Consider the following 11,874-nt stretch of genomic DNA (forward strand, 5'->3'; position numbering starts at 1 on the left):
GGTGTCGCCATTTTTTTTTCTTGATACAAATTTACTACATAGTCCACACCTTTTAAAATTGCAGGGTCTATTTCTTTAAAGCAGACAGCCGTAGGATTTCCTGAAACGTTAGCAGAGGTTGACACCAACGGCTTTTTGAAATTATTTATGAGATATTGGCAGAATTTATCGGTTGCAACTCTAATTGCCAATGAATTATCTTCCGCAATAAGATTTTTTGCGACTCCTTTTGGGTTGTCATATACAATAGTGGTTGGTTTTTCTGCCAAATCAATAATGTCATAAGCAACGTCCGGTACTTTCTCAACATATTTTTCCAACATAAAATCATTGGCAACCAAACATATCATAGTTTTTGTGTCTACTCTTTTTTTAAGGGCATATATTTTTTTTACTGCTTCTTCATTGGTAGCGTCACAGCCTATTCCCCAGACAGTATCTGTGGGATAGAGAATTAATCCGTCTTTTTTTAAAACTTCTATAGCCTTATTTATTTCTTCGGTCATTTATTTTATTGATGAATATTTATTTTAAAATGTTTAGATACGGCCAGCCATTGCGTTCGGTTTTTATCATTATCCACGTTGGTTTTTTTAAGGGATTCTATTTGCGAACCTATTATAGGGATTGGCTCTCTTGGAATTTGTTCTGATGTTCTACAGATAGTTCCTTTTAAAAATGACATAGCTTTAAACCACAAATCATCTGCCCTTGGTGTTAATTTTAAGAATAAATCTCTATTGGTTGTTTGCTCGGAAAGTACACCGTTGGGATAAAGAACACCCCCTGCTCCAATGGGTAAGATTGCATTTTGATTAAATTCTGCGCCCTCTTTTTTTATCCATTTTTTGTAGGGTAATAACTCACCGTTTGCATCATAGTTAATATGACGGGTTTGATTTGCAATAATATTGTTCGGAAATTTTAAATGTTCATTATATAGTAGTTTTAACCAATTGGAGTCATAAATCATATCATCATCACAGGTGATAATGGTTTTTGATGGAAATGATTCCAATGCATGTACCAGTTTTCTATGTGAACAGGTTAATTCTGAAAACCGAATTTCAAAAATACTCCCTTCAAGCTTCGTCAACTTTTTAGGAAGTTTTTGTTTTAAATCACTATGTAACCACAATACAATTTTATCTGGAGACACAGATTGCTTTAGCAGACTTCTGATTGTTATATGAACAATGGAAATTCTTGACGGGATTGATGTCAAAGAAACTATTGCCGATACTTTTTCATCCTTTAGGGCATTGAGTTTTTTACTTGAAGTCATTAAAAGCTTACAAGTGTAAAAAAGTGAAACAGGAATTTCTTTAACTTTCATGTATTAGGAATAAAAACATAAAAGAACAAAATTACAGATATACAACTAGACTTTTATATTTTTGCCCACAATTATAAATATGACAGAGGCTCCAAAAATATCGGTAATTGTTAGTACCTACAACTCAGAAGAATGGTTGCAAAAAGTTCTTTGGGGTTTTAATTGCCAGACGTTTAGAAATTTTGAAGCAGTTATTGCAGATGATGGTTCTGGTCCAAAGACAAAGAAACTTATAGATAAAATGCAACAAGAAGTGCATTATGATATAGTTCATGTTTGGCAAGAAGATGAAGGGTTTCAAAAATCAAGGATACTTAACAAGGCCGTTTCTGCGTGTAATTCGGAATATATTATTATGACAGATGGCGATTGTATTCCTCGCGAGGATTTTGTACAAGTACATTATATTAATAAAGAAATTGGGTATTTTATTTCTGGAGGTTATTATATGTTACCGATGAATATTTCCAAAAAAATCACAAAGAATGACATACTGCAACAGCATTGTTTTAATATAAATTGGTTAAAGAATGAAGGCCTTCCAAAGACTTTTAAAAACAATAAGCTTACAGCAAGAGGTTTTCTTTCCAAGTTCTTTAATACAGTGACACCAACAAATGCTAGTTGGAACGGACATAATTCTTCTGGATGGAAAAAGGATATTTTAAATGTGAATGGTTTTGATGAACGGATGCAGTATGGTGGTCAAGATAGAGAATTAGGTGAACGACTTTTTAATTTTGGTATAAAATCAAAACAATTGCGCTACAGTGCGGTCTGTATACATTTGGATCACAAAAGGGGATATAAAACTCCAGAATCCATTGCCAAAAATATGACGATTAGAAAAGCTACCAAAAAAGAGAAAAGTGTTTGGACACACTATGGCATTACCAAATAATAGGCAAGCTCATTTTTCTTTTCCAAACGTTTTAGTTCTTTATATCTTTCCATGACCCCAAGAGCATTTAAGTAACAAATGGTCATGCCTTTTTTGCCATCAAGAAATCCTAAACGAAGAATATAATGATTAACGAATTTCCATACAGGTTTTATAATATAGAATAAGTAATTAAAATAGTTTTCTTTGTAAAAATCTTCTTTGGCTTTTAATCTACCATAATTTAGCATTTTTGCCTTGTAGTCTTCATAATTCTTATAACAATAATGAACAAGTTTTTCATTAAGAATACCAGAACTACCATTGACTACCAAGGTTTCATGCACTATTTTTTTGTCTGAAAATTTAGCTTTACTTTTTCTGAACAATCGATAGTTTTTATCTGTTTGCCAACCACTATATCGTAATTGTTTTTTTCCAAACATAAATTGTCTGTAAAACCAGAAAGCAACATGTTCAGTATTGTGGCTTACTGTGTTTACAATCTCGTGCTGTAATTTTTCTGAAACCACTTCATCAGCATCCAAAAACAATACCCAATCATTTGTTGCCTGTTTTAAGGCAAATGATTTTTGAGATGTAAAGTTTTCAAAAGGATTTTGTATCACCTTTACTTTTGGGTGATTTAATAAATACTCATAAGTACCATCTGTACTATATGAATCTACTACAATGATTTCATCAGAAAATTCAATAGAGTCGATACACTTTTGTATGTACCCCATTTCATTGTAGGTTATTATTAAGGTGGTTATTTTTGGGTTTGGCATATTAGAATTATTATCTAAATATATTAAAAGAGATGTTAAGGACTTTAATTGGTTGCGCCTTACTCCTTGTTTTTTAATATATAACAAAAAAAGAAATGAAAAATTGTATATAATGATAAAATTCCTACATTTTACACAGCAACATCATATTCTCTCAAAGCATCGTTCAAAGACGTTTTTTTGTTTGTGCTCTCTTTTCGTTGTCCAATAATAAGGGCGCATGATACTCCAAAACTCCCAGCTGAGAATTCCTTTGTATAGCTCCCTGGTATAACAACTGAACGTGCAGGAACCCTACCTTTTGTTATAATTGGTTCTTTGCCAGTAACGTCTATTATCTTAGTAGATGCTGTTAAAACAACATTTGCCCCAAGAACGGCCTCTTTTTCTACACGTACACCTTCCACAACTATACTTCTAGACCCAATAAAAGCATTGTCCTCAATAATTACGGGTGCTGCCTGTAGGGGCTCTAAAACTCCTCCAATACCTACACCACCACTTAAATGTACATTCTTTCCTATTTGCGCGCAACTACCAACAGTTGCCCATGTGTCTACCATTGTACCTTCATCTACATAGGCTCCAATATTTACATAACTCGGCATTAAAATGGTTCCGGGAGAAATGTAAGCTCCATGACGTGCCACTGCACTTGGAACTACACGGATTCCTTTTTCTTTGTAACCCTTCTTTAAAGGAATTTTATCATGATACTCAAAAATACCTGCTTCTAAAGTTTCCATTTTTTGAATAGGAAAATACATGACCACCCATTTTTTTACCCATTCATTTATTTGCCATCCATCGGCTGTTGGTTCTGCGCAACGTAATTTTCCGTTGTCCAATAAATCAATCACTTCTCTTATGGCATCCTGAGTTGTATTCTCTTTTAAAAGCTCACGGTTATTCCAAGCACTTTCTATAAGTTGTTGTAGTTCGGTCATTTTTTGTAAAAATTTTAGCAAAGATAAGGGGTACTTCCCAATAAATCTTTCAATTTTATACTTATAACATTTTATGGTTTATTTTTGCCAAAAAAGTAGAATTGGCAAGAATTGTAGGATTGGATTATGGAAAAGTACGTACTGGAATTGCGGTGACTGATGAAATGCAGCTCATAGCTTCTGGTTTAACTACTGTAGCTACTAACGAGCTTTTAGTTTTTTTAAAAAAGTATGTGGAAGAGGAGCCAGTGGAGTTGTTTGTAGTTGGGGAACCCAAACAAATGGATAATTCACCATCTGAATCTGAAGTTTTAATTCTTCCTTTTATGGAAAAATTGAAACAGACTTTTCCTAAGATTCCCATAGAGCGCCAAGATGAACGTTTTACCTCCAAAATGGCCTTCCAGACCATGTTGGATAGTGGTTTAAAAAAGAATCAACGAAGAAATAAGGCCTTGGTAGATGAAATTAGTGCCACAATCATATTGCAGTCCTATTTAGAAAAAACTAATTTTTAATATTTGAAAGGTCCAGAAATATTTATAAAAAGAAAAGTTAGACAATACTTAGAGACTTATTTCTCTAAAAAGGACCGTAAGCGTTTAAAGAAAACTGACTTTGTAATCATAAGCAAAAATTGTTGGGGTGGACAATTATATAAATGGTTGGATTTGCCCTATAATACGCCTTTTGTTGGATTGTTTTTTTGCGGACCGTGTTATATAAAGTTATTAGAGAATTTTGAGCATTATCTTAATCTAAAATTAAGATTTGTTGAGGAATCCAAATACGAAATTAATGTAAAGGAGGTCTATCCCATTGGAATGTTAGATGATATAGAAATTCATTTTCAACATTATGCGAATGAACAAGAGGCAACAGAAAAATGGAATAGAAGAGTGGAAAGATTAAAAAATAATAAGAACTTTGACAATTTCTTTTTCACTATTTGTGATAGGAGAGGAGCATCAAAGGAAATTATTAAACAATTTCATGCACTCCCTTTTAAGAATAAAGTTTCTTTTGGATTGAATAGTATAGAAGGACTAAGCGCAGATCAACATATGGCAGTTTATGATAGTCCAAAGAATCAGAGAAATGAAGTACAAAACGGAAAAAAATTATTTAAACTTACATTCTTGTATTTTGATATAATAAAATGGCTTAACACAGGAGTTGTAAACAGAACAAGATTTAAAGAATAATAAACATGATATTACCCATTGTAGCCTACGGAGATGCTGTTTTAAGAAAAGTAGGGAAAGATATAGATATGGATTATCCAGAGTTGGAAGCATTGTTGGAGAACATGTGGGAGACTATGTACAATGCTGCTGGAGTTGGTTTGGCAGCACCACAGATTGGTCGTGCCATCCGTGTTTTTTTGGTGGACACATCACCATTTGCGGAAGATGAGGAACTGTCCAAAGAAGAGAAAAAAGCGCTTTCTGGTTTTAAAAAAGTATTTATAAATGCCCATATGGTTGAAGAAACAGGGAAGGATTGGAATTTTAACGAGGGCTGTTTAAGTATACCAGATGTTAGGGAAGATATTTCCAGAAAGGATACTATTACCATTTCTTATGTAGATGAAAACTTTAAAGAACATACAGGAACCTTTGATGGGCTTTTAGCTAGGGTTATACAACACGAGTATGATCATATAGAAGGTATTCTGTTTACAGATAAATTATCCTCGCTTAAAAAACGCCTTTTAAAGAGCCGACTTACTAATATTTCCAAAGGAAAAATTAAGGTGGATTATAGAATGCGTTTTCCAGATGCAAAAAAAGGAAGATAAAAGCATTTAATTATTGATGTAAAAGTGTAATATTTGTCCAAAATTTCTAGAAAATGAGCTTAGACAAGATTTTATCCATTGGTGGCAGACCAGGACTCTTTAAGTTGGTAACACAAACACGTACTGGTTTTGTGGCCGAATCTTTATTGGATGGCAGAAGAGTTACGGTAAGTCTAAGTAATAATGTGAGTGTCTTGTCAGAAATTGCAATTTATACTTTGGATGAAGAACTTCCACTTAGAGAGGTCTTTCAAAAAATAAAAGACAAAGAAAAGGGTGGTAAAACTGCTGTGGGACATAAGGAAGAAAAAATTAAATTAGAAGAATATTTCTTTGAAGTTTTGCCTAATTATGATGAGGATAGAGTCTATGCCAGTGATATAAAAAAAATAATACAGTGGTATAATTTATTGATTGATAAAGGTTTAAACGATTTCTCCGAAGCCGATGAAGAAGATTCTTCTGAGGAGGAATAAAAAAATAGAAACATATTTTGCACTTTATAAATCAGCCTGCTCATAATAAATGGGCAGGCTGAATTATTTTTATTTATGTCAATTAATCATCAATTCCACCTTTTCTTTCAGGAGAACGGGGTGTAGGCCAAACAAGCTGTTCGCCTGTTCTGCTACTTATAGGCAACACGGCTTTATCTCTAGAAGTTTTTTCTGGGTCTTCACTGGCCATATAGGCAAGGATGGCTGTAAGAATTGCATTATTTCTAACGTCATCAAAAATAATTTTATCATATGTGTCTCGGTTGGTATGCCAAGTGTAGTTCCAATACGACCAATTTAAGGAACTTAGACTAAAAGCAGGAGCTCCAGCAGCCTGAAATGATGCATAATCTGACCCTCCTCTGGCCGGAGTACCGGGAAAAGTGGTTTCAATTTCCGAGGTAATTTCTTTTGGAACGGCATAAAGCCATTTGTTAAGATAATTGTATGCATTTAAAAAACCACCTCCAGACATTCTTACCACACGACCAGTTCCATTATCCTGGTTAAAAACGGCCTGTACACCCGCAACAATTTCTGGATGGTCTTCTACAAATGCCCTAGAACCATTTAATCCCTGCTCCTCACTTCCCCAATGCCCAACCAAAATGGTACGTTTAGGGTTGGGATAGTGTTTTTTTAGAATACGCATGGCTTCCATCATGGTTAAAGTTCCTGTGCCGTTATCCGTAGCTCCAGTACCACCATCCCAGGAGTCAAAATGAGCAGAAAGAATAACATATTCATTAGGTTTTTCTGTTCCCTTTATTTCTGCCATTGTATTAAATGTTGGCACGGTTCCAAGCTCTTTGGACTCAGCCACAATATGAAGCTTTGGTTTTTGCCCAGATTCTACAAGGCGGTACAGCATTCCATAATCTTCTAATTCTAAATCTACTGTAGGGATTTTTTTTGTGTAAGCAGCAAAAATCTTGTTTACCCCAAAACCACGTGACCAGTAAGAGGCAACAATTCCAACGGCACCTGCTTTTTCCAATACAGGAGTAAGGGTTCTTCTCCCATAACCAGTCTTCCTCATATTATCATTCCACTCTTTCGTTTGTTTTTCACGGCTTTCTTTCATTTTTTCAAATGATTGCTCAGTAGCAAATTCTTCCCAATTATAATCTGGTCTTCCAGTGGGTTGTAACATGGATATCATCACTAATTTCCCTTTGACTGATGGCAACCATTTTGCAAATTCCAATGAGTCTTTTACCATAGGTAATACCACGAGCTCTGCAGTGACCCCTTTTTTAAATGTACTGGGATTCCACGCCAATTGTGTTCCTTTTAGACTTTGTACTCTAGGATGTACCATATCTATATGTGTAATACCACGTTCCCATCCGCGCCATTCTCCCCATTGTTCATTATAGGCCTCTATGCCCCAGCTTTTGTATTTGGCTACTGCCCAATCATGGGCATTTTTCATTTGAGGTGTTCCTACAAGTCGTGGGCCAATACCATCCATTAGTTGATGGCCTAGGATTTCTAATTGGGAATTTTCATTGGCTTCTTTAATAATTCCTTTAATGACAGGATTGGTTTCTTGTGCAAAGAGTACAATGCCATTGAATAGCATTAAAAAACAAAGAGTAAAAAGAGTTTTCATACAGAACTAATTTAAGATGGATAATTTACCTAAAAATAGACCTTATAAAGTAAACACAAAGCTCGCGGCCCTTTGTTTTTTCCTTAAATACCATTTTCTATAAACGTTTTAATGAAATCAAGAGTTTTTTTGGATGTTTTGTTTTCCAATCTTCGTAGTAGTACCCAAGTATTAGATCTCTAGGGCTGTTTTTTTGCAGAATTTAATTAGATTTCTAATAATATCTTTAAGTGCATAGACAGCGATAGCAGTGCAACAAAAGTACGCCACAGGCGTATTGGACATCATTGATTTTGTGTATGATTTTCCGATGAAGACTCAAGTTAATTAATTCCGAGGAATTTCCGAGAAGGAAATTCATTAGTAATTAATTATACATGTCGTTAGCACCAGTTTTTACTTTTTTTCTTCTCGTAAAATTTTCTCCATTTTACGACCTCTTGCCAATTCATCAATAAGTTTTTCCATACGTCTGCATTGCTTATACAATTCAAATTCATCCTCTATTTCTTCAATTCGATAACCACAAACGACTCCTTTAATCAAGTGTGCATTGGGATGTATTCTTGCTTTTTGAAAAAATGTTCTAAAAGTTACTTTTTCTTCAATAAGCACTTGCAAAGCATCTTTACCAAAACCGGTAAACCATTCTATTACTTGGTTGAGTTCTTCTTTTGTTCTACCATTCTTCTCCAACCTATCCAAGTAAAGTGGATAAATGGATGCAAATATCATATTAGCGACTTTTTCATTTTTTTCAGCAGTAACTTTCATTTTTATATGATTATGAATTGATTGGTGCTAACACTGCGCTATGTACGACAGCTGCGAAAGCAGTATGCAAGAGGTAGCGTTGGCATTGAATTTTAAGGAAATATAGCAAAATCGCCTGACTGTTATTTGAGAATTTGTCTTTTTTTGGTGTTTGCATCTTAAATAAGCACTTGCCAAAGCAATTAATTATAAACGTTGTTGCGCATAGTATTTTATTCTTCAACTTCTGCGACCATATAAACAGAAGCTGCAATATTGTGAGGCACACTAACTCCAACTGCTGTTCGAGTGTGTTTTCCAATTTCTCCAAATACTTCAACAACAAAATCAGAAGCTCCATTCATTGCATCCGCTTGTTCAGTGTTTTCTAAAGTAGAATTTACTAGTCCGTGCATAGCAACAATACTGGTTACTTTGTCAAGAGAGCAAATTGTTTTAATTGCTGCTAAGCAACCAATTGCACAAAGTTTAGTTGCATATTTACTCTCTTCTAAACTTAAATCTTTACCAAGCCTTCCTTTTTTTATAATTCCCCTTTCTACAGGAATTTGTCCAGCTATATAAATCAAGTTTCCAGTCCGTTTGGCAGGAATATAATTTGCAACAGGTTTAGGAACTTCTGGTAGTTGAATTCCTAATTCGGATAATCTATTTTCAATTTTATTCATCTGCTTTGGTTAAATTATACACACCGTCGCAGGCGTATTCAACATCATCGGTCTTCTATAACTGTCAGTTACGGGATTAAAGTTACTAATTTTCGGTTTAATACTAATATTAGTAATTCCGAGTGAATTCAGCCTGTCCTGAGCTTGTCGAAGGGTAGTCGAATTCGCCGTAATTGTGGTTATACATTGTTATGTGCAGTAATTTATTTTGTTTTAGCTTTAAAGAAATTCCAAACTTCATTTGCCATTTCTATATCTCTATTTTGATTCCCTACTATCAATAAATAAAGGTTACTATATAGTTCAGACAGACTTGGTTCTGTATGTCCTCCATTGTTAATTTCATAAAGAGCTACTTCCGTTTCGTTTTGACCATTTTTATATAGATATTTTGTGACTGTGGAATTGTCATCTGTGTTTATGTCAGTAAGATTTGTGATTTCTGGAACTGTATCAGTTGAATTTTTATTTACCCAATAATTAATTGTGCTTTCCGTTGATTGCACTTCACCACGATTTGCGGGCATTTGCCCACCAGTATAAGGCAAAATTGGGTCGTTAGTTCCATTCATAAAAAGGGCTGAAACTTCTATTTGTAAGCTATTACAGTTTGAATTTATAGAATTAGAAGCTACAATTGAAGCAAAAGCCGTTATTCTATTTGGTATTTCTTCTGCTAAACGAATGGCAAAATGTCCACCATTCGAAGTGCCAACTGCATATACTTTAGATTCGTTTGATTTATAGGTTGTTTTAACATAATCAAGCAGCTTTTCAATGAAATTTACATCATTTATAGTTGGATTTTCTAAAGCATCAGTTCTACAATCGTTCCAACCTCTTTTATCATTTGAACCAAGTGTGCCGTTTGGCACAATTATTATTAAGTCTTCCTCTAATGCTATATCAAGCCAAACCTTATAGGGTGCTTTAATTCCTGATATACCTAACATATCATCGTTATTTCCGCCATTTCCGTGGAACAACAAAACTACAGGTGCATTTATAGAATTTTTAGGTATATAAATGTGATAGTTTCTATCAACTCCCCCAATGTTTATGACTTGGTTTTCTAATAGACCTCTTTCTATTTCAGGACTTGTTTCCTCCTTGTTACAACCTAAAATAAAAAGTAAGATTGTAAATATTATAAGTTTTTTCATTGCTCTTTTTTTATCTTATCAATCTTAAAAGCCAAATTTAAAAATTTGGCTGTCTTTGTAAACAAGCACAAGCCTTTTAGAAAGCCTTTATTAGCTATGTTTATATACGTGTTACAACCAGTTTTAATCTTTTTTACTATTAATTGTATTTCGATAGAAAAAGTTAATATCGTCTGAATTACTTTCAATTATATCTAATCTACTATCATTGTTTAAGTCGGCAATTATAATGTCGTAAGTTGCTGATTTATCATTTCTTAAACTGACTTTTTTCCAAGATGTTCCTTTTTCAAAATTTAGAAATACCTGATTTGGTTCTCCTGAATTTGCTACAACAATATCTATAGTTCCGTTACCGTCTAAATCTCCAAAATCTAATGAATATGAATTATCAGAAGCGTCATCAAAAATTACTTTTTTTTCATAATTCAATTCACGATTCCCAAAATAAATTATGTTTGCTTCTTTGATGTTAGCAGTAATAATATCATAAAACCCATCATTATCAATATCAACCACACCAACCGACCTCGTTTCGTCATTTCCACTACCAAAAGGGATTCTTTTAACAAAATTTAAATTTTTATCATTCAAATAGATAAAATTTTGTTGTTTGTCCCTATTAGCTAAAATTAAATCTTTATGACCATCTTTGTTTATGTCTATAACGTCTACATCAATAGTTGAGTCATCTTTTGAGCCAAATTTCACAATCTCATTAAACTGTCCTTTTCCATTATTTAAACAAATTTCATTTTCTCTTCCTCTATTTGTAATAAGAATGTCAATATCTCCATCAGAGTCAATATCAACTGTCTTTAAATTACGGGTAGGTGCATATTTTTCTCCAAAGTTTCCTGATTTAATAAATTCACCTTGACCATTATTGATGTATAGTGTATTTGGAGCCATATCGTTACCAACAGCAATATCTAAATCTCCATCACCATCAAAATCAGCCAATTCAGTTGCATAACTAGTTTCGTTTACATTATCGAGTAGTTTTGATACGGTAAAAACGCCAAAACCATTATTAATAAAGATTTTATTTGGCTCTGGCCAATGTCTTCCGTTTGCTACTATTAAGTCTATGTCTCCATCATGGTCTATATCTCCAGCGCTGATTGAAGCGGATTTATCTTTTGCAAAACCTAATATAGTTCTTGAGTTGGATTTAAATTCAATTTCTTGAGCATTTACAATGTGCTGAAATAATATTAATGGAATTATGAATAGATATTTCATTTGTTTAAATTGGTTGTAACGCCGCGCTATGTACGACAGCTGCAATAGCAGTGCAACAAAAGTACGCCGTAGGCGTATTCGACGTGTATGATTAGTTGCGTTGGTTAGCACTTAACTTTGCAAGTACACACCAAACTGAAAATCCGCGAGGATTTTC

At 33.9% G+C, this 11,874-nt stretch carries 14 protein-coding genes; 5 read left to right on the forward strand and 9 right to left on the reverse strand.

All coding sequences use genetic code 11. The features are described from left to right. Both AC000W_RS15215 and AC000W_RS15220 read right to left on the reverse strand, forming a co-directional pair. A partial coding sequence (locus AC000W_RS15215; RefSeq protein ID WP_474749516.1) for an L-threonylcarbamoyladenylate synthase occupies positions 1-506 on the reverse strand: 506 nt, incomplete at its 3' end. A gap of 5 nt (positions 507-511) precedes the next feature. Then, positions 512-1,336, reverse strand: a complete 825-nt coding sequence (locus AC000W_RS15220; protein WP_474749517.1) for a zinc-binding alcohol dehydrogenase — start codon at positions 1,334-1,336, stop codon at positions 512-514. A 79-nt stretch (positions 1,337-1,415) separates the two neighbouring features. On the opposite strand from AC000W_RS15220, the gene AC000W_RS15225 reads away from it, so the two are divergent. Then, positions 1,416-2,237, forward strand: a complete 822-nt coding sequence (locus AC000W_RS15225) for a glycosyltransferase family 2 protein (protein ID WP_474749519.1) — start codon at positions 1,416-1,418, stop codon at positions 2,235-2,237. On the opposite strand, the gene AC000W_RS15230 is transcribed toward AC000W_RS15225, so the two are convergent. Both AC000W_RS15230 and AC000W_RS15235 read right to left on the reverse strand, forming a co-directional pair. Further along, a complete protein-coding gene (locus tag AC000W_RS15230; RefSeq protein WP_474749520.1) occupies positions 2,219-3,007 on the reverse strand; it encodes a glycosyltransferase family 2 protein in 789 nt (262 codons plus the stop codon). The genes AC000W_RS15225 and AC000W_RS15230 overlap by 19 nt on opposite strands. 131 nt (positions 3,008-3,138) lie before the next feature. After that, positions 3,139-3,954, reverse strand: coding sequence for a 2,3,4,5-tetrahydropyridine-2,6-dicarboxylate N-succinyltransferase (locus tag AC000W_RS15235; RefSeq protein ID WP_474749522.1), 816 nt, complete (start codon positions 3,952-3,954; stop codon positions 3,139-3,141). Between the two features lie 101 nt (positions 3,955-4,055). Between AC000W_RS15235 and ruvX the strand changes: the two genes are divergently transcribed. From ruvX to AC000W_RS15255, 4 genes are read left to right on the forward strand one after another with little or no spacing between them, the layout of a single operon-like run. Next, positions 4,056-4,472, forward strand: a complete 417-nt coding sequence (ruvX, locus tag AC000W_RS15240) for a Holliday junction resolvase RuvX (RefSeq protein ID WP_474749524.1) — start codon at positions 4,056-4,058, stop codon at positions 4,470-4,472. A gap of 3 nt (positions 4,473-4,475) precedes the next feature. Next, entirely contained in the window at positions 4,476-5,159 is a 684-nt protein-coding gene (locus AC000W_RS15245; RefSeq protein ID WP_474749526.1) for a DUF1919 domain-containing protein, read from the forward strand. 5 nt (positions 5,160-5,164) lie between these two features. After that, complete coding sequence (gene def, locus AC000W_RS15250) at positions 5,165-5,755, forward strand: peptide deformylase (protein WP_474749528.1); 591 nt, start codon at positions 5,165-5,167, stop codon at positions 5,753-5,755. Positions 5,756-5,808: 53 nt separating this feature from the next. Beyond that, entirely contained in the window at positions 5,809-6,231 is a 423-nt protein-coding gene (locus AC000W_RS15255) for a DUF5606 family protein (protein WP_474749530.1), read from the forward strand. A gap of 82 nt (positions 6,232-6,313) precedes the next feature. Here AC000W_RS15255 and AC000W_RS15260 read toward each other — a convergent pair whose 3' ends face one another. From AC000W_RS15260 to AC000W_RS15280, 5 genes are all read right to left on the reverse strand, one after another. Continuing rightward, on the reverse strand, positions 6,314-7,867 hold the full coding sequence (locus AC000W_RS15260) for a M20/M25/M40 family metallo-hydrolase (protein ID WP_474749531.1): 1,554 nt from the start codon (positions 7,865-7,867) through the stop codon (positions 6,314-6,316). Positions 7,868-8,263: 396 nt separating this feature from the next. After that, the gene (locus tag AC000W_RS15265; RefSeq protein WP_474749532.1) at positions 8,264-8,641 is read right to left on the reverse strand and encodes a DUF2200 domain-containing protein; all 378 of its coding nucleotides are present in this window, start codon (positions 8,639-8,641) and stop codon (positions 8,264-8,266) included. A gap of 212 nt (positions 8,642-8,853) precedes the next feature. Then, positions 8,854-9,309, reverse strand: coding sequence for a RidA family protein (locus AC000W_RS15270; RefSeq protein WP_474749534.1), 456 nt, complete (start codon positions 9,307-9,309; stop codon positions 8,854-8,856). A gap of 203 nt (positions 9,310-9,512) precedes the next feature. Then, positions 9,513-10,472 (reverse strand): CE1 family esterase, encoded by a 960-nt coding sequence (locus AC000W_RS15275; protein ID WP_474749535.1) that lies wholly within the window; start codon positions 10,470-10,472, stop codon positions 9,513-9,515. 123 nt (positions 10,473-10,595) lie between these two features. Further along, complete coding sequence (locus tag AC000W_RS15280; protein ID WP_474749536.1) at positions 10,596-11,717, reverse strand: FG-GAP repeat domain-containing protein; 1,122 nt, start codon at positions 11,715-11,717, stop codon at positions 10,596-10,598. Between the last annotated feature and the right edge of the window lie 157 nt (positions 11,718-11,874).

Source organism: Saonia sp. (genome assembly GCF_056326165.1).